This is a genomic window from Pseudoalteromonas lipolytica, assembly GCF_003515105.1.
GTDB lineage: Bacteria > Pseudomonadota > Gammaproteobacteria > Enterobacterales > Alteromonadaceae > Pseudoalteromonas > Pseudoalteromonas lipolytica.
Genome location: NZ_CP032090.1, coordinates 2,629,037 through 2,648,361 on the forward strand (window position 1 = coordinate 2,629,037; position 19,325 = coordinate 2,648,361).

General features: G+C 36.3%; 18 protein-coding genes and 1 pseudogene. 8 read left to right on the forward strand and 11 right to left on the reverse strand.

Translation table 11 applies throughout. From position 1 onward, the window contains the following. The first annotated feature begins 72 nt into the window (after nt 1-72). Together D0907_RS11860 and D0907_RS11865 are read left to right on the forward strand one after the other, a co-directional pair. Nucleotides 73-987: a hypothetical protein gene (locus tag D0907_RS11860; RefSeq protein WP_118844524.1), complete on the forward strand. Its 915-nt coding sequence runs from the start codon at nt 73-75 to the stop codon at nt 985-987. Further along, on the forward strand, nt 980-2,461 hold the full coding sequence (locus D0907_RS11865) for a hypothetical protein (protein ID WP_118844525.1): 1,482 nt from the start codon (nt 980-982) through the stop codon (nt 2,459-2,461). Before D0907_RS11860 ends, D0907_RS11865 begins: the two co-directional genes overlap by 8 nt. Before the next feature lie 362 nt (nt 2,462-2,823). On the opposite strand, the gene D0907_RS21050 is transcribed toward D0907_RS11865, so the two are convergent. The 10 genes and pseudogenes from D0907_RS21050 to D0907_RS11915 form a co-directional block, all read right to left on the reverse strand. Further along, nucleotides 2,824-3,027 carry an MbcA/ParS/Xre antitoxin family protein gene (locus D0907_RS21050; protein WP_162898046.1) on the reverse strand — a complete coding sequence of 68 codons (204 nt, stop codon included), beginning with the start codon at nt 3,025-3,027 and terminating at the stop codon, nt 2,824-2,826. 733 nt (nt 3,028-3,760) lie between these two features. Further along, nucleotides 3,761-4,081 (reverse strand): hypothetical protein, encoded by a 321-nt coding sequence (locus D0907_RS11875; protein ID WP_118844527.1) that lies wholly within the window; start codon nt 4,079-4,081, stop codon nt 3,761-3,763. Between the two features lie 17 nt (nt 4,082-4,098). Next, nucleotides 4,099-4,293: a hypothetical protein gene (locus tag D0907_RS11880; RefSeq protein ID WP_118844528.1), complete on the reverse strand. Its 195-nt coding sequence runs from the start codon at nt 4,291-4,293 to the stop codon at nt 4,099-4,101. 53 nt (nt 4,294-4,346) lie between these two features. Further along, nucleotides 4,347-5,138 carry a hypothetical protein gene (locus tag D0907_RS11885; RefSeq protein ID WP_118844529.1) on the reverse strand — a complete coding sequence of 264 codons (792 nt, stop codon included), beginning with the start codon at nt 5,136-5,138 and terminating at the stop codon, nt 4,347-4,349. Next, nucleotides 5,131-5,535, reverse strand: coding sequence for a hypothetical protein (locus tag D0907_RS11890; RefSeq protein WP_162898047.1), 405 nt, complete (start codon nt 5,533-5,535; stop codon nt 5,131-5,133). The genes D0907_RS11885 and D0907_RS11890 overlap by 8 nt, the downstream gene beginning before the upstream one ends. Nucleotides 5,536-5,602: 67 nt before the next feature. Then, entirely contained in the window at nt 5,603-6,289 is a 687-nt protein-coding gene (locus D0907_RS11895; protein ID WP_118844531.1) for a GTPase, read from the reverse strand. Nucleotides 6,290-6,414: 125 nt separating this feature from the next. Continuing rightward, nucleotides 6,415-6,741, reverse strand: a pseudogene (locus tag D0907_RS11900) (IS3 family transposase); the annotation flags it as partial. Nucleotides 6,742-7,330: 589 nt separating this feature from the next. Continuing rightward, on the reverse strand, nt 7,331-7,639 hold the full coding sequence (locus tag D0907_RS11905; RefSeq protein WP_118844533.1) for a hypothetical protein: 309 nt from the start codon (nt 7,637-7,639) through the stop codon (nt 7,331-7,333). Nucleotides 7,640-7,763: 124 nt separating this feature from the next. Further along, nucleotides 7,764-9,956: a hypothetical protein gene (locus D0907_RS11910; protein ID WP_118844534.1), complete on the reverse strand. Its 2,193-nt coding sequence runs from the start codon at nt 9,954-9,956 to the stop codon at nt 7,764-7,766. A gap of 606 nt (nt 9,957-10,562) precedes the next feature. Then, nucleotides 10,563-11,645, reverse strand: coding sequence for a protein kinase domain-containing protein (locus D0907_RS11915; protein ID WP_162898049.1), 1,083 nt, complete (start codon nt 11,643-11,645; stop codon nt 10,563-10,565). 735 nt (nt 11,646-12,380) lie between these two features. On the opposite strand from D0907_RS11915, the gene D0907_RS11920 reads away from it, so the two are divergent. The 6 genes from D0907_RS11920 to D0907_RS11945 all read left to right on the forward strand — a co-directional run bounded on the left by D0907_RS11920 (nt 12,381) and on the right by D0907_RS11945 (nt 17,822). Next, nucleotides 12,381-13,451: a protein kinase domain-containing protein gene (locus D0907_RS11920; protein ID WP_118844536.1), complete on the forward strand. Its 1,071-nt coding sequence runs from the start codon at nt 12,381-12,383 to the stop codon at nt 13,449-13,451. 10 nt (nt 13,452-13,461) lie between these two features. After that, the gene (locus D0907_RS11925; RefSeq protein ID WP_162898050.1) at nt 13,462-13,917 is read left to right on the forward strand and encodes a hypothetical protein; all 456 of its coding nucleotides are present in this window, start codon (nt 13,462-13,464) and stop codon (nt 13,915-13,917) included. A gap of 909 nt (nt 13,918-14,826) precedes the next feature. Next, a complete protein-coding gene (locus D0907_RS11930) occupies nt 14,827-15,270 on the forward strand; it encodes a hypothetical protein (protein ID WP_118844538.1) in 444 nt (147 codons plus the stop codon). A gap of 112 nt (nt 15,271-15,382) precedes the next feature. Next, on the forward strand, nt 15,383-16,186 hold the full coding sequence (locus tag D0907_RS11935) for an FRG domain-containing protein (protein ID WP_118844539.1): 804 nt from the start codon (nt 15,383-15,385) through the stop codon (nt 16,184-16,186). A 166-nt stretch (nt 16,187-16,352) separates the two neighbouring features. Continuing rightward, a complete protein-coding gene (locus D0907_RS11940; protein ID WP_118844540.1) occupies nt 16,353-17,039 on the forward strand; it encodes a hypothetical protein in 687 nt (228 codons plus the stop codon). A 120-nt stretch (nt 17,040-17,159) separates the two neighbouring features. Continuing rightward, nucleotides 17,160-17,822 (forward strand): hypothetical protein, encoded by a 663-nt coding sequence (locus tag D0907_RS11945; protein ID WP_118844541.1) that lies wholly within the window; start codon nt 17,160-17,162, stop codon nt 17,820-17,822. Nucleotides 17,823-18,865: 1,043 nt separating this feature from the next. On the opposite strand, the gene D0907_RS11950 is transcribed toward D0907_RS11945, so the two are convergent. After that, nucleotides 18,866-19,312 (reverse strand): MbcA/ParS/Xre antitoxin family protein, encoded by a 447-nt coding sequence (locus tag D0907_RS11950; RefSeq protein WP_162898051.1) that lies wholly within the window; start codon nt 19,310-19,312, stop codon nt 18,866-18,868. Nucleotides 19,313-19,325 lie beyond the last annotated feature (13 nt).

A 19,325-nucleotide genomic window follows, 5' to 3' on the forward strand; every position in this document is an offset into this window, starting at 1 on the left:
GGTTGCAGTTGGTCAAAACAAATTGGCTTGTCTACACTTTGATTTAATCTAAAAAAAAATGGAAAATTAACATTGATTACTAAACATTTAAAGATAGTAATAGGCGCATGCTTTATTATTTCTGGTTGTCAATCCACTTCTTTGAATACTCAAACTGAACAATCTAAAAAACCTTCTTACAATAACATACAATTTCCAAATGAACTTGCTCAGAATGAGTATGAAATATACAAAAGTCGTTTAATGTCATTAGTTAATTCCCCTGAAAATGAAACTTCAGAAAAAGAACTATATGAATGTAAACTTCCGTTCGAAGAAACTGTGTCTTTGTACTTAAAATTTCTGTTTTCAGAACTGAACGAAGATCCGTCTGAAAAATTAGATGAATATTACGCAAACAACAAAGTAGGCATCACTCAAAAAATTCAATACGCTCAGAGTAAAGCATTTTTAGAGAAACAAAAGACTACGATTAAAGAGCAAACGAAAGATATAGTGTTATATACAAACGAACTAAACTGTAAGGGTGACTTTTTTAAATTTAGTGGTAAAGCTTTGTTCATTAAAGAATCTATTAATGATAATTATGCAGAACAAAATAGAGAACTTTTTGTAACTTTAAGTGGCCTTCACTCTGAAAAAGTGAAATTTACTAGAATTATTTGGAACCATGCTCAGGACAATCCGGTTGATCACTTTGAACTAAATATTTATAGAGGGCGAGATGAGCAATGGACTAGCACGACTATGAAGGTAGCATTAAATAACCTAGATTTGAGCGTGACTATACCTGTTGAAGAAGGAGTCAAATACCTAGGTAGTTTTAAGTACTCATTAATTGAAGATATGGTTAGAGTGATGTATTCAGGATACCTTAAAGAAGGAAAAAGATCCGGAATCTGGCTGAAATGGGATGGTGGTAGCGGCATCGAAAAGGAGTGTAATGTTTTAGGCGTAAGAAGACCGCTAAGTGAATGTAATGAATAGACTCACGTGTTATTTAAGAAAGGGAATTTTTTATTTTTTTTCGATAGCTGGCGTTATTTTATCATTACCTACTCAAAGCAGTTCAGAAAAATCCACTAACGAAATACATGATACGATGATATTTGTGGAAAATAGACTTATTCATGATGGCAATAGTTCGAGATCTAGCTTGGCTTTGATTGATGGAGTTGTGCTTTTCTCTGGCGAAATGAACAAGGTTCTAAATCCCTTTAATCAAAAAATTATGCTTCTTCCAAGGAAAGGCCGATATTCGATAAACGATGGTCAAGTTACAATAGATGGGGAGTTCTATCACTTCCCTACAAGAGGAGCAAACCCCGAAGAATATGAAGTTGTGCCCAAAAAGACATGGCGTTTAAAAGGTTACGATATACTAAATAATGACGGTTCGATTACATATGATGAACCTGAAGAGATCATGCCGCCCCCAAAACTTCCGTTGTCATTCGTAAACACCATTTTTATTGGTGAAATTTCATTTATGGGTGAGTCGGAGTATGGTGTTTACGAAGATATAAGATCATTTGCAGAAAAACCCAATTTGTATTTTGTAGCTGTTTATGAAGATAGGCTTTACGAGTTAAAGGATAATTACAACAAAGAACTATTACGTCATAAACAATTTATACAAAAGTACTCTGAGGAAGAGCAACGTGATGTAATCCCTATTTCGGCAAAAATTAAGAGCTCACTCAATAAAAACTTACACAAAGGGGCTGAAAGTTTTTTTTCTTTTATATGTGATGTATTTGATGGCTTTGTAAAAGTGGTCAGTGATGTTGATTTTAATAAAGCGATATCAGTTGCCGCTGGAGTTACTCTGGCAAATAAAAGCGATTTAAATGTACAGCAAAGGCAGGAGTTTCTTGAGAGTTACGTTAAAGACGTTATATCGGGCGATACCAGAAATTTGCGAGCGTTACAAAATAAATATAAGGATACTCAGAAGGTAACGGAGTCTACATCAATAGCGATCAACATGAATGATGCGTATGATCTCAATAAGCATGACCAATCGTTGAACTCTTCAACAAATATAGTTAGTAAACGCGTTAGCTCTAAAGATTCACCCAAAGAAAATGAGTGTATAGCTAAAACAGAAAGCGGAAGTCTCTTGCCAAAAGTTGCTAAGGGTTATTGCAACTATGTCCTCTCTGATTACACTCGTACAGCCGAATACTCCTTCCAAGAAGATGGTTTTAGATGGGGTTTAGACAGCACATCTGTTGAGGATAGCGCAATATCATTGCTCCGCAGTAAGCTGCTCTTTAAAGCTCAAAAAACGTGTAAAGCAGAAGGGTATACTACAGTTTTCCATGACGACACTTTTAACGTTAATGACGTTACTCCAACTGTAAGGGAATGCAAGTCATCAAAAGTTATGACTGGAATGGAGTATGCTTGTAGAGGTACAACTAGTTTTTTTTGTGGAAAATATAATTCTTCTAATTAATGGTAGCCTACAGCGAAAAAGAGGAATATTTAGGGTTCTCAAGCCCGTGTAGGTTGATGCGAGTAGAGTGAATCCCAACACTTGTGATAAAGATACCACAAATTCGGGTGCATCTCAGGTTTACCACAGCCTACAACGTATGGAAAATTTAAGCCGTGTAAATGTCTTCATATCATTCGTCAGTTGATTTTTAAAATTTAAAAGACAAAAACTGTAAATGGCTCAGAGCCATCCTCAGGCTCTAAAACATTTATGTCCAAAACGAGTTTATCTGGCCGTCTGCTTCTCACTCTTAGCTGCCCGTCAAAGTTACTGTATAATATTTAGCATCCATTCTTCGGCACTTGAAGTTGAGGGTTCTATTATGCTGTGTAGCCATATTTTAGTTTATTAATTGTTTGCTTTATCAATTCGCGGCCGCGAATAGAGTTCATATAACGACGGGGAGGCTCGCCATTAAACAGTAAAACCGTAGTATCTAGCCAGCCATTGAAATTCTCAACATTACCGAAGTACTTAACACAAAACTGCCCAAGCTTTGCAATGTCTAGAACATTGTCACTCAATTGCTTATTTAGCTTTTTTGACTTATGCCGTATCAACTTGCTTGATGTAGTGTTTAGGCTCTGAGCGATAACTTCTACGCTCCAGCTCAACGAGTCAGCAAGTGAGCACACACCGGCTTTTGTAACACCAATTACAGCTTTATTTGGGTTCTTCTTTAATCAAGTATCAGGTAGTGTCTGAGATTCTTATGATAGCCCAATGGTTGAAACGATAAATGGCTTATGAAAACAGAAAATATTCGCAGGAATTGCCCATGGAAAAAGTTGGTGTAGTTGAATATGCAACTCTAGAATGAGTAAATAGGTTTAACTGTACACTACTTATGATAATTTAAAGTCATCATGTAATATAGCTTGACTGAAACAAACTAGTATCCGACGATAACGGGCGATTAATGAGAGTTACCACATTTTTGGCATTTATGATTAAAGATCCGACATATTTATCAAAACGAGTAACTTTCAATTTTTCAGATCGAAATATCAGATCTTATCTGAATTAAATCGCACATTCAGTTCAGGCCATTAGCAGCCTTTAAGACTGACTAATTTAAGCAGGCGCAATTAATTTAATCCGGACTTCCGCTTTTAAATGCCCCTCAGTTAAAAGCTTATCTGCTACTTTCATGGTTTATATAATTTAAACTGTGTAAGATGACTAGTGCAGAGGGAGCTTAGTGTGAATTTTTACGAAATATACACTCTCTGCGTGTTTCAAAAAGGCAACTAATATTTAACTACTGAACCCATGTTCAAATTGAAAAAATAACCACATTAACGATGCCCCTGACAACGTAAACGCCAGCAAAAAAATTACGCCGACTCTGATTACATCGGCCACCAGCTGTTGGCGCTGTATGGCAATTTCTTTTAGCAGTTTATCAGCCAACGTTTCTGCCTGATAAGCAGAGCTACGCATCAGCTCATCTGCACAGGTATTAATTAAATCAATTTTCTGATCAATCAGTGGTGAGATATCATCTTCTATAATCTTCTTCGCCACTTTGTTTACTTGCTCAAGCTCTTCGGTCCAGTCAGTATTTATTAACGCCATTGCATATTCCTACTCAGTCAGGGCTTAGCTTTAATGCTAACCAGCATTTTTTCTGCGATGTTTGGCTTAACATGGTTTAGTTGCTCACAGCCGCAAACAGGGAATTTATCCGGCTCCTGACCTTGAAAACGCACATCGCCCATCGGCGGTAACACTTTGCTCCAACCACAAGAAGAGCAAATAAGTTTCAAGGCTGGGGTTTGAATTGGCATAAATGTCCTCAATCCACGAAGCGGGTTTAATTTTCGAATAACATTATTAAATTTTAGAACTCAACGAGAATAGATAACTTCATTGCTGTTCGTGCATCTTCAAATGCATTTTCTTGAGAATCAAAATCAATTCTCCCTTTGTATACTTTGGCCATAACGTCTAATTTTGCTTTGATAGATGAATTGAACACCTTCTTTATGTCACTGGAGAAATCCAGATAAAACTCGTGCCTTTTTAGTGAGTTAGTCATCAATTCACGCATTTCATAGACGCTCATGAACAAGTCGTCATGAAACAGGTTATATTTTTCCAAAATGCGATGAGCAGCGTCTAAATCCGGCTTACTCCCTTCGGCATCAGTACTCATATCCATTATCTGTTGTCGTATTTCATTCGCGCGAGACGATTTTTTAGCTGATACATCTAAGCTTCCTTCCGCTACCAGTGAACTTGCAGTAGCTTTTACAGAAATATCGGAGTCATTACCAGCTTCAATATTTACATCCTTGATGTCTTGGACCTTAACGTGTTTAGCTCCCAATGCTAAACACAGTTGAGTCCAAAGGCGGTACTTTCTCAGAACGTGACTTTCACTAAATTCTTCAATTCTAAAAAATCTATTTATATAATTTGGCTTTACCAAAATATTTCCCGGCTTTATCTCGGATACATCCATAGATTGCACGAGATGAGTGAGTTCATCCTCTTTTAATGGTAATTTGATCACTTGGGTATCTGAAGTGGGATTGTTAAACTCTTCAAGAACACTAACAGCTCCTTGCTCTAACTCCCTCATAAACTCTTCATCTACAAAAATCAATTTATTTACACAACTTTTAATCATCAGAAAATCTCCAACTAAATAAAACGATATGAACAATAATCAACCAAAGGGGGAGTTTAAGAATTTTTTTACACCTCGCAGCAACTTTTACTTCACTACCATCTGTTACACGTCCAGTAATTTCAGCCAACTTGCCTAAAGTATCTGCAGCAGCAATTCTGTTTTTAGAGCGAAAATTTGTCACAATTTGGACGTATGACAAACGTCCATTGACATCAAGCGTTAGAGGTTTTACCCTCACAACACATGCTCCATTAAGCAAAACATAAAAGACTATGCTTTTATTACCAATAGACCAACGTCTTCCCTTAGATCTTGCCTGATCAATTGTGTCTAATAAGTGACTCATATTTTGTTTTGAGGTATCAATCCTCTTGTATTCCTCATTCTCAGACAAAACCCAGCAATCCGTTCTACCACTGTTATCGAGAGATTGCGAGTAAACGTAAGTTCGATCAAGTAAATTAGTCGGAGATATCATTAACAACATCCTGCATTAACTTCTCAAAATCCTTCTTGTCAATTAGATTCACACTATACAAATAGCCCTTTACATCACCTCTGGCTTCACGTATTTGACGTATTACCATGTCATCATTCATGACATTATTAACTCTAGATCTTTCGATTTCATTCCACTGAGATTTATCCAGATGTGTTGCTATAAAGTTTATTCTTTTATCTGTTTTCTCAGAGCTCTCTAATGCGATCACTGTAGCTTCGACATCCAATCGCACTTGAGTCAAATAGTTCTTGTTACTCAACCTCTCTAAGTTGAGCAAATAAAAAACATGTTCCTTTTCAATAACCATCTGAAGCCATTTATCACGAAAATCTTGATTACCTGGCATATCAGCAATCTCGCTTATAACATGTGGCCCACCATTTAAAAAATCTAGAATAACTTCTTCATTTTTTTTCTGTGAATCAGTAGCTTCTTTTTCAACTGGTGGTTCTTCTCCCCGTAAACGATATATGAAAGTTGTTTTTCCACTATCAGGTCTCCCCCAAACAACAAAACTTCCCAAGCGTTTTGCTTTTGGGCCTTCCGTTTTTATAGCAACTTCCTTCCTCCATAACTTGCTACCCAAACGCACCAAAACGGGGCTTGCTACAGCCGCTAATACAGCAGCAGCCTTCCAGTAAGACATCTATATTCTCCTTTATGTTCTGAATTAACACCCGGGTTTGATACACCGTTCACAAAGCCATTTTGATAACATCAAAAAACATTACGTGAATCGCCCCGAGTTCATCGGAGACCAGTTTGTGTAATTCAAGCTACTTTACCTGACTCATTTAAATTATCATAGTATTCTGTTTCATGTTGAGCTGGTGAAATATACCCAATTGAAGATAACAGGCGTTGATTATTAAACCAATTAACCCATTCTAAAGCTGCGTATTCAACTGTATCAACATTCTTCCACGGGCCATTTCTGCGAATAACCTCTGTTTTAAATAAGCCATTTATTGTTTCAGCCAATGTTTCGCCATAAGATTCACCCACACTTCCTACTGACGCTTGAATTGCAGCTTCAGCAAGTCGAACAATGTACCTAATTGACAAATATTGACTCTCTCTGTCGCTGTGATGAATCAACTTCCTTGGAATTGCCACAGTGCCAAACTGCGTGCTCTAAGGCATCAAGAATAAGTTCTGTGAATGTTTGGGGTCAGGTCTTTCTTTTTGACTTTACTCGACTTACCATAATTCACTGCGTTCGAAAAACTTCGCGCGAAATAAATTTCACGCCTACGGTAGCGGTTTAGCCTTAGCTATGTGTAGGCACAAACTAGCTTATATAGCTTCTTTACGCTTTCCCCTTGCTAACTCGCTCCCTCGCTAACTTGTATTCTTAATCTGACTTCTGACGACTGATATCTAATAACTCTTTTTTCGGCGTTAAAACGCCTCCTACAACTCACATCTCGAAACTCGTTCCTCGTAACTTTCCCCTCGCAACTCGCTAACTTTCTCCAACAAAAAAGCCGTTGCATTGCTGCAACGGCTTTTTGGCATTTGAATTTAATCATGATCAGAGTTATTTAAGTTTGGGAAAATGCAGCCTCAAAATGCTCATTTTCCTTTATCCTATTTTAATTTATAGATTGGGAATCTATTTATTAAAAATGAGTTCTCTATTATTAGCCATAATTAAAGTTTGGGAATCATAAACAAGTGAAATTCTCTATCTATATCTAGGCTTTCTCAAATGCCAACCACTACCTACGGGACACCTATAAGCTTCGAGCTCTCGATTGGAGCGCTCATAGAAATCATCAGCAGCTCTTTCTGCTTCAATAGAGCTACCGTAAATTCGCTTTTTAATACCATCACTAGAGACACACTTTTTACATGTCGTAATACCTGACTGAGCTATTCGAGCTTGGTCATCATGAACACCTGACCCAAATTTCAACATTTGGTAGTCAGACTCAATATCAGCTTCTATTTGTCTAATGTGTTTTTTAAATAAATTCTCAGAAAAATTAGGCATACGTATACTCCTTGACTGGCCATATTGACCGTAAAGTTTTTACATGGCGGACGACTAGCGTCAAAGTAAGGGCATCAGGCTCTAGTACACCAAGTTTAGTTTTTAGATAAAAGGTAATTAATAGTTATGGGTTGCGCATTAGATTACGCCTAGTTCTTACGGCCTTTTCAGAGTCAGTTTCATAACCTAACTCAGTTCGCTGACACATAAGAAGCCACCATTCAGCAGCATTGATGCTTCTTTTTATATCTTGAATAGTGGGATCTTTCTTAGCATGTCTTCGAACTGCCTTATAACACTCGCTGGCAATAGCTCGCACATCCTCATTGGGATCTGACTTTTTAGTGAAGTTGACTGTTTTATGGACTTTTCCATTCAAGTCTAAACCTAATTCAGTAAGAGCTTTTAAGTAACCTTGCCTCCAAATTGATGATTGCTCTGTTACTTGGCTCGTTTCATATTTATCATCTTTAGCTTTTTCACCTCTACGAAGACGAAGGCGGCTTAGGAAAAATTCAGCTAATTGTTGGGAAAATTGTACATAAAAGTCTTCTTGAAATTGTTTATGCTTAGCTGCTGTAAGATTTCTATGCTCATTTATTTTTTTTGCACACTGATCTGCTGCTAGTTGTTTTAAAGAGTCGTACCATTTACTAAAACCTTTTTGCTCATACGAATAATCAAACTTTGAAAGAGCCTCATCAGAGAATGGTTCGGTCGAAGAGCGCATTAGAAAAAGGCGATGTCGTAAAGCTTTATCTGGTGCAGAACGATCTAAAAAACTAAGTAACCTATCAAGTTTTTGATGATATACCTCAAAATTTTCTTCATTCTCCTCTTTTACGATTTCACCACGTATTATTCCAATGCTTTTGTCTATATATGGGACCATCTTTTCTCGTTCTAGCCTCTCAATTCCGGTAAGAGCCCAATTAGGTATTAAAGCTTTAGGAAAATCTTTAGCGTCAATCAAATCGGTAAAAAGTTCATTCCACCAAGCAACGCATTCAGGATATAAATCCTCGGCTCGACTACTATCGAAAGGAATATGGCAAGATAAAATTCGCAGTTTACTTTGATAGTCTAATTCTTCAAGAGCGACTAAAAATACATTTTTCCACAAGGTGAAATACTTACCATAGCCCCACAAATTAACGCTAACCTTCAATTCACCTCGAAGATTACTAGGCTTTGATTCAAGTAACCTTCGAAAATCTTCTTTTACAGAAAACTCAATCCAAGCCGATATATGTAGCGGTTTCAATTTTAAACAAAACTCATGATGGGCATTGTCTTTACGCTTATAAAAATCATGAATATTTGAGCTGTTGTGGTTATAGTGCCTTTCGAACTTATGATACGTAAACAATCCAAAGTATGCGTCTAGGTCTCTAGCCCACTGTTCATGCATTTCTGATGGAACAATATCTAAATCAGTATTTAAAAATTGTAAATTTTGAAGCTCAAGCTTCGTGTTCTCAAGCCATTCATAATTTAAAGCTTTAGTTTCATCACTATCTATAAGCTCAAGAGATATTGAATCACCAAGATTAGAGAAGGACTTATTGTAAAAGTATAAAAAGTCAGACCAATTATGATGAAATCTACCAGCTTGAGAGTCGTACGTAATCCATGCCCTTAGAAAATCTAAACCACGGGTTATATTAATTGAAGTGCTAGTTACCTCTTCAGTTTGAGGGCCTTGCACGACGTTTGAAGTAGCTATATAAGTGATAGCTTTATATAAACGCTTGCTATCTAAAAACTGTAATCGATGAGATATTTCATCAAAGAAACTCCAAAGTAGCAAAGCTCTATCTCTATTGTTTAACAAACATAATGAAGTATCATCAAAAAATGCTTTAGTAAGGCAGTAATCCTTTCCATATAACCATGATGAAAACATTATATAGCTACCACATTTATCCATATAGTCATTAAATAACCCAAACAGTGCATTTGGGTAATAAATGTCAGCTACATCCTTTAAAAAGGCAATTATTGCCTTATCATCCAAAGTGGGTAAATAATATCCGTAATAGCTTGAGATACTATTTTCGATAGTTTTTTGTTGAGTCAATAAAATAGAAATGCACTTTGCTGAATCAGAGGAATGGGGTTTTGTCTCAGATAAAGCGTCTTCTAAGGCTTCTACACTTCTGAATACACTAATCCATGCATCAGCAAAGTGTTTAATCATTAATGTTCTGAGATTGCCTTGTATATCAAATTCATCTAGAGCTTGTATAAAGCGTTCTTTAGGATCGTTTTTCTCATCGAAGGTGATATTACCAAAAGGCGCATCAATCCTGCACATAGTATTCTCCAAAAATAATGAAGTTAGGTTTCACAAAAGTACCCGGCATTACCGGTTTGCAGCTGAAACCTCCCGTGCAATAGAATGGGAGCGGAGTATAAAGTTAGAGCAAACATGCTCTGTAGCCGACTGCAAAAGTCTCGTTCACTATAAATAAACTTCCTTAATAATGTCAATAAAATGTTGCTGTATTTTTAATTGGAAATCTATAAATCAGGTCTTGCTTTTTGATTTTACTCTAGCTTATTAGCTTATTCGCGTGAAATAAATTTCACGCCTACTGCAACGGGATTAGCCATAGCGAGTACAGGCACAATCCAACTTATAGTTCTTTTCTTTCAACCTGACTTCTAACCACTGATATTTAATAACTCTTTTTTCAGCGTTAACCCCCCCCTCTACAACTCGCATCTCGGAACTCGTTCCTCGTAACTTGCTCTTTTACTCCCGCTAACTTTCTCCAAAACACAAAAAAGCCGTTGCATTGCTGCAACGGCTTTTTGGCATTTGAATTCAATTGTCGTACTCTAATAAAATTTGTGAACATCCCCATAACTGAATCGACTCTTTCCCTTCAAAATTTAATAAAGTTTGTGAGTGGTTTTGCTAATAATAGTCATCTCTTGCATCATGATATGGGTCAAAACCATGTTCGTGAATTACCTTCTTGATAAACGCAATATCAGTAAACTCTTCACTTCTATAAACCAGCCAACTAAATAACCTTACAATGCTGTGAATTTCCGGCCGATTTTCACCTTTCCACGACAATAGGTGCTGCATTATCAACCGAGGACCATCATCAAGTTCATTTAGTCTACTTTTTACGTTGGAAGGTAATCTTAATAGCTGTCGTAATTCAGTTACATCTTTTATGTCGTTTAACTCAAAAGGCATTTCTCCAAAAAACACGTTATAAGCAAAAATGCCAAAAGCCCAAGTATCATAATTTTTTGTCGCTGAACCATGTTCCAAAAAATCTGGGGGCATAGAAACGAATGAAGTCAATAGACGCTTATTGTTATCATGAAAAACTAACTGCTCATCAGCATCTCGTTCAATGCCGTAAATATGCGCATTTTCAAGGTCATAGGATTGACAATTACCTAGATCTAAAAATTTAACTCTTGGATCATTTTCGGTTCTGTCACGGTCATACTTAGGCATCTCAAAGTCATCTAATAGTAAAATATTACTTGGGTGAAGGTCTCTATGTGTATAGCCTGTTTGACTAAAGTAACTTAAACCAGATGCAATTCGGTGAAGAAACTCATATTTTTCTTTAATTGAGTAGTCTTTTGTTGAAATACCTGACAATAATGAACCTTCTTCATATTTATAACCGAAACAAAGAACCATGCCAGAATGATACTCTTTGATATCAAGTGCTATCTTAGGTAGAGGGTAGCTGCTTTCTGGTCCTACGAAGTACTTTGGCGCTCTTGAAGGGTTATCACCAAAGTCCATATTCAACTTATTATCCTTGAGTACTGAATACTCAAGTTTAAATCGCTCTAACTCAACTTTATTTCTTGGAGAAATTAAAAATTTAACGACTATTTTATTACTACCCTTTACGTAAACACTACTTAACGCGGAGCCTCCTCCTAAAGATTCTAAAAATTCATAACCTTCTATTTTGAGTAATCCTAAAGACGACAATAGTTCATAGTTATTAGCAGTCAACATTCTTGACCTTATATTTTTCATAAAACAAAATATTTTTTCCTCTGATGTTTGCTCTAGCCGTTATAAAGTTAGCTAAATACAATATTTACAGACTGGAGTACAACGACATCAATTTTCAGTGTCAACGAATTGACGAAAAAATGTTAATCAACGAGTCATATTTAAGTTCATAATGGGTTTAATCATAATATCGCTCGCTAGATTTTTGTTAATGTAATAACCAGTAATTCAACCAAAGCATAAGTTCATAAGAATAAGATAACCCTATCCTCTCTTATTTTGAAGTATTTCATTAGATTAAATTTAAGTTCTGCTACCGGATTAAAGTTTAAATCTATAGAAAACTATTTTAAAATTTTCTTTAGCTTTAGTTCTTACATTACTTATGGCAGCATAAACTCTCTATTTTGTGTTTGAATAGCGATTTCATTCTGTTATTTAATACTCATTCAGTGAATTGCCAGATTGATGATTTTCATAGAAGCTGCGACTTATAAAATTTAATAGTCTTGAACTGTAACCTGAAAACTTCTTGCTTAAAACCTGTGTATCTGTTTTATTTTACGTTTTGGTATTTAAAAACTGAGTAATAGCTCAATGTCCATTTTTAAAGTTCCCTGCTCAATTCAAAAATTCATACACCAGTTCAGATCTAATAATTTTTATAGCATGACTAAATACATTGGTTCGATTCAACTTACCTTAACAAAATCAATTTTTAGATGGGAGTGATTAGTGATAAAAACAATTGATTTAATTAGAAAGTTAGAAGTTGATGAAATTAACAATCGATTTATTGCTGAAGAAAGCATTTCTGAAGGAATGGGGGCTAAGAGTTTCAAAGGAAAAGATAAAAAAACAGGTGATACAGTCTTTATAAAATACCTTTTATTTCCCGCAAACAATTATGAAATCGCTAAATTTAAAAATGAAATGGAAATGACTAAATTAGTGACAAAGTTTAATTTTGGTGGGGCTGGTTCTATATGTGCAGAATATATTCACAGCGAAACTTTATTTAATGGGAATGTATATTGTTTGATAACAAAGTGGTATTCATTCCCTACATTAGAAAAGTGGTTAAGAGAAAACCCTTCATTTACAATTGATCAACGATTAGAGCTTATTCACCGTATAATTAATGCAGTTAGTCGTATCCCATGCAAGATTGATCATCGAGACTTACATCCCGGTAATATCTTAATTGAAGATATTGAAGTGGATTGGCATCAAAGAATTTCAAATGTAGGTATCAAAATAATTGATTGGGGAGAAAGCATAACTAATATATACAATGGATATGATGAGCCACCAGATTATTTCGAATTATTAATAAGTACTGCACCGAAAAAGGTCGAAGGCTCATTTTATAGCTTGCCCCCAGAAGTCTTTACTCCTTGGGAAGATCGAAAGCATCAATTCGGAAAGTACGATGCTTGGGCAATAGCATTTTTGATGTACAAAGTGTTGACAAATAAAGATGTTATTGAGCATAAAGATATCGGATCTTACATCCACACTCTTAATACAAATGAAATGGGAAATATATTGCGAAGAGCAAATCAAAATATACTTGCTCTAGATCATCCTGCAAGCCTATTGCTTGCTAACACTTTCGAGAAGATTACAAATATAGACCCTAAGATAAGAAAAGATCTATCATATGTAGGAAGAATTGTATGGGACATACGAATAGAAAACTTTGTTCCTAACGACATCTTTGAAAAACATGAGTACTTAGAGGACCCTTTTGAGTATTGCCCCAAGGGAGGTTGGAAATACTCTGATTTTGACGTATATGATTAAGGATATAAGTGTGAAACTTTATAGAGGATTTAATAAGTTAATTGAATCAAAACATTTAGACAATCCATTTCTTGTGACCCCTAGAACGCCAATTCATACAAATTATGAAGTACATTGTTTGGCTGATAGATGGTTCGAAATGAATTTAGGTATTAAGGCGCGAAGCGAGTGTATTTTTTGCACACCTGATATACATACAGCCCTTCGGTTCTCTGAAGGTTATGAACATGGGTGCGTTGCAGAAATCACTCCTGAAGGAAACTACCAAATAGTATTTAGTGAAAATGTTATAGATTTTAATGAATACCCTGAGATATTAGAGGAAGACCCTTCAAAAGTTCAAGACTGGCTTTCTAACCAAGACTACTTATCTGTTAAAGATGTGAAGGATATTCCTGAAGGCTTTATGGGTGAAATAATGTTATACTGCGCTTCATTCGGAGTAAAAGTTATACATAGCTATTGATTAAATTTTAGTTTCTCATATCTGGACTTACAGCTTGTTCTGTAGTCCTCGATTTAACTAAGAAGTAGCATGGTATATTTTGAGGGAAGGTCAGTGACGGCTTGACTAAAACTGCTATTGCCAAAGATATTTGCATTCATTTTTTAAGTGTTTGTTATGCGATTTTTTGCCTGTTAAATAAATTACGAACGATACTCTTACAATTATCTAGTGCCCATTGCCACTCACCATATGTTGGTGCATCACCATTCTGCGTAAAAAGTTACATTTCTTAATTTTTCTAAGTCTAATTTCTCTTCTTCAGAAATGCCCCCTTTCTCACTACAGAGAGATTAGCTTAGACAAGCTAGGTGAAAGGCCAACCCCATGTTCTGGAGCCAAGTAAACTACCCCTTGCTGAACAACCGGAGCTAGGTACCGAATTTAAGAATTCCTTAAATTTTAGCTACAAATCAAGCACTATTTTTAGTGAAGCACCTAAAACGCTTCAGTCCATCGGAGAGTTATGAATATAACTAGCCTTTGCCCCATTACCATTTAACTCAAATACTCTATAGGTCGGCCTTGAGAAAAAACGGAAGTTGAGCAAAACAGATGCTTGTAGCTCAATTAATTAACGAGCTTAATTGCTCGGGCTAGCTGGCTTTATGTGCGTAAAAATACAATTGCTTATTAAGTAAAATTTAGGTGTAATGAATACAAAATAAGCGCTGAGCAATGCAGGGAAAGCTTACTTAACATTAGCAAAGCTGATTAAGCTAGCTAGGAAAGTTTAGCCTCTAAAAAGCAAATTCCCATAGCATAAACAACACCAACTCTGATACACCGATCAGGTAGTAGCTCAGTCCAATAAGCGATTATGCAACACAAACTACGTGTCGCATAAATACAAAAAATTAGGAGATTTCATTGGATCAGCAATTAGATTTATTAGCGTTCGAGTTCTTTAAACTTTTTGCTCGTTATGAATCATCTCTTAAAGAGAAAGGCTTTTTTGCTGTTAACCGAGGTAAAGTCATTGTTGACTGGGATAGGTATGCAAACGAAGTAATTGGCAATAATTTTCTAGCTGATTTAGGTGAAGTAAAAGTGGCAGCTGAATACATATTAAAATTACCACCAAAAAAGCAATCTGTTAATGAATTAAACGAAATCATTTGGGTTGATGTACCAAATAACGAAAGGAGTGTTCAAATATTATTTGCGCACATTTCTAGAGTTAGAAACAACCTTTATCATGGAGCTAAATTCAATGGTACTTGGTTTGATCCAGTGCGTAGTAAATTATTACTTTCCAACTCTTTAGCTGTATTAAACCACTTTAAGTCAGGGCTTGGCATTCAAAACGCCTAACAAGCAAATTAACGAATGGACTATAAAATCTTGGCTCAGTTCATTTTGTTCACAATTTTAGCCAAGTTTTTTTAACCCATTACTTGGGCGTTGGTATGAATAGGTAAGTAAGATGATAACTTCTTGGGATGAGTACAAAAAGTGGGTGTCTGATTTGGTCAGAAATAATCACACGTATTTTTTTAGAGGACAGCAAGATCTTACGTGGAAGCTTGAGACAACATTCCAACGATACGCAGCAAAGAACGGGATCAGTTGGAGAGACTATTTCGATAAAATACTACCAGACGTTTATTATAGTTCTGCTGCATTCGGATATAGGGTTGACGACCCTACAGATGAAAAAGATGTAGGTGGATTTTTAGCTAAGTTGCAACATCACGGCTTTCCAACTCCATTATTAGATTGGACAATGTCGCCATATGTTGCTGCCTATTTTGCTCTTAAGGATATAGACCCTAGAAAAGTTGATGCAAACGGAAACGTTAAAATATACATGTTTGACTTCCAGTTATGGCGTAATTCCTATATGCAGGTACCTATGTTACAAGCTGACGATAGCCCTTTTCTTTCAGAATTTAAGCCAGCATACGTAGATAATCAAAGATTAGTTTCCCAGATGGCAGTCACGACAGTAACAAATGTTCCCGACGTAGAGTTGTACCTCAACAATGTTAAGCAAAAAACAGGCAGAACATTTCTGTACTACGCCCTATTGCCGATCAAAGAGCGAAGACTCATTATGAACGAGCTAAATCTCATGGGGATAAGTTCTGCAACAATGTTTCCCGATTTTGACGGTATGTGCATGTCTTTGAAAGAAAGGCATTTTAACAACATAGACCCTAGCGTAAAATCTGTTCCAAATGTTGTTCCACCGCCGCCGCCGCTTTCTGGGACAAAACAACTTGGATAATATTCATATAACAAAGCATTTAAGAGTGATTCCCAACGCTTGGCATTTTAAGATCAAGGTTGGGTTTCGTTTTTACGGCGCAATGGCTCAGGTTCGTGGTAGCGTTGCTCACACCTTAATACGACGTTGTTCTCTGACGCCATAATTAAAATTGAGATAATGGATTATGGAATTAAGTAAAACGGTAAAAATCGAAATTAAAGCACTAATTGATATTGGAGATACAATTCTTCAAAAAGCATCTAGGGCTGATAGTAGCTTTGAAGGCAGTGATTTGGCAGAGGTTTCTTCATGGGTAACGAGACTCGGTCAACTTGTAAGAAAGCTATACGGTGAGAATAGCCAGCATTATACTAATTTTGAACGTGCAATCTCGACTGAGAGTTTTTATGTAATTCATAGCAATTGGTATGGGCATATTTCTCAAGTCCAAGGAATAGCTTTAACAGTTAAGCATGATATTGACAATGATCTCATTGCTAGCATTAAAGGCTTACTACAGGCAGAAATTTTTGCGAACTTCTTAGAAATCGGTGAGCACTTATTATCTGAAGGCTATAAAGATGCAGCAGCAGTTACAATCGGTGCTGTTCTAGAAGATGGCCTAAGAGAGTTATGTAAGAAAAATAATATTGCCTTTACCAAACCGAATGGTTCTCCATTAACAATTGAGCCGTTAAATACTGAGTTGGCAAAAAATGAAGTTTATTCAAAGCTGACGCAAAAGCAGATCACAAGTTGGGCGCATATACGAAATAAAGCAGCTCATGGTCAGTACAATGAATATGATAAGTCACAAGTAGAAATGATGCTTCTATTCGTGCAAGGCTTTGCAGAGCAGCATCTTGCATAAACAACATAACAAGCGCTTCAACCAAAAGACGCAAAAAAAGAAGGCTTGCGCTCCTTCGTCTCTAATTTTAGCTAACTATTTTTGCCTCTTAACTAGGCATTATATATCTAGGGTGATGCAATGAATTTCAATGGTAATGGATTTGATATTTCGAAATATTTAGGTGGAAAAAATGTTGATGAACTAACAATTAAGGAGCTCAGCTTCATTCATTTAGATTATCACAATTTCCGTCACAAATTGAAAACGTGCTACCTGTCATCGAATTTATACCATTTAACAGAGACGCTTTCCTGCTCTTTTAATAATAAAAGAACAAGCCAATATGTTCCTCTTATGACATCCTTTGCAATCTTAGACCAAATTGGATGTTTGTATAGTCCTTTGGGTAAAAGTTCAAAATATAAAAATGGTATAAAAAGAGCACTTGATTTATTTAGTGAAGTTCCTGAGTCACACCTCAACCTTTTGGTAACATTAAGACATGGATTATTTCATGATGGTAGTTTAATCAGCAGAAATGACAAAACTAAAACTTATGTGTTTTTTAGGATGATTACAGATAGTGGAAAATTAATTTCAGAGCCTGACTCACATTGGGATGGTGTATTTAAGGAAGAATTAAGCCATCACACAACGCGTATAGACTTGAAAGAACTACAAAAATTAACGCTGAACGTTCTGGATACATGCTTGAAGCTTTTAAAAATAGAGGAACTAGAAATATCACTAAAAGATCCTAAAGAGTTATTTTATAAATACTTATTTGGAATCGACTTATAACAAATTCCTAAACCGAAGGACGCAAAGCAACAGGCTTGCGCTCCTTCGCCGCTAATTTTAGTCTGCTCTTACGTGCCAGTGAGGCAAGCGTTACCACTGTCCGCTTCTGGCACACAACAGTCCTTCGTCTCAAACACGTTTCTGTCCATAGGCAGGTTATAAATGTCCCAAGATAATTCAGATCAAATGCTCCAGAGTCAAATTTGAGCGAACTACGTAAGTTACCCAAAGCAGAACAACTGAACAGCTAGGTAGCTGCTTCAAATTAATTAGTAAACCTGCTTAATTGCTCAAGCTAGCGGCCTCTGTTTGCGTAAAAATATAATTGCTTATTAAGTGTAATGAAAAAATAATAAGCGCTGAGTAATGTAGAAAAAGCACATATAACACTTGCTAAGCTGATTCAATTCCAAAAAGCGGTTATGCCACACAAATTGTATGTTGCATAAATACTAAAATGTTAAAGCACTATACAGATGGAGTAGTGAAAAATGGATGTAATTGATTATTCGACATATTCAAAAGAAGAGATTTTGATGTTTTACAGAATATCGATCATGAGCTTTACCACCAAAATGCGCTTGAGGCCTATCGAGTTTTAGCGACTAATTTTGGTGTCAAAGACGATGAAATAATTGATTATTTTCAGGATGAAAGCCTCATGTCCTTCTTGCTGAAACTATGTTTATTCCCATTTGCTAATAATTCTGCTTGTACAGGTGAGGAAATGAGAGAGAAAATAGTTGCAATCAAGGCCTCATACAAGGAGGGTAGCTACAACAAAGCTATCAATCACTAGGACACAAAAAGCTTGGCTTGTGCTCTCTTTTCGATTCACATGTTATGCAACAATCTTTTTGGTTACAACGGCGTTAACCCATAGATATTTTTATCCGAAGCAGACGAGTTAGAGTTAAGACTTTAACTCTAAATTGTCCAAAAACGAGTCTGTCTGGCCGTCTACATCTCACTCATAGCTGCCCTTCAAAGCTGCGGAATGAGTTTAAGCATCCATTCTTCGGCACTTGAAGTTGAGGGTTCTATTACGCTGTGTAGCCATATTTTAGTTTATTAATTGTTTGCTTTATCAATTCGCGGCCGCGAATTGAGTTCATATAACGACGGGGAGGCGCGCCATTAAACAGTAAAACAGGAGTATCCAGCCAGCCATTGAAATTCTCAACATTACCGAAGTACTTAACACCAAACTGCCCAAGTCTCGCAATATCAAGGGCGTTATCACTCAATTGCTTATTTAGCTTTTTTGACTTATGCCGTATCAACTTGCTTGATGTAGTGCTTAGGCTCTGAGCGATAGCTTCTACGCTCCAGTTCAACGAGTCAGCAAGTGAACACACACCGGCTTTTGTAACACCTGTATTCGTAAAATCGATTTCGGCAAGTGGGTTTGAAAATGTTGTTAGCTCACCTTGAGTGACGACAGATAAGAAGTCGCTTTTACTTGTGTTGCTAGCTTGAAACTCAGCCATATTCCGCTCACTC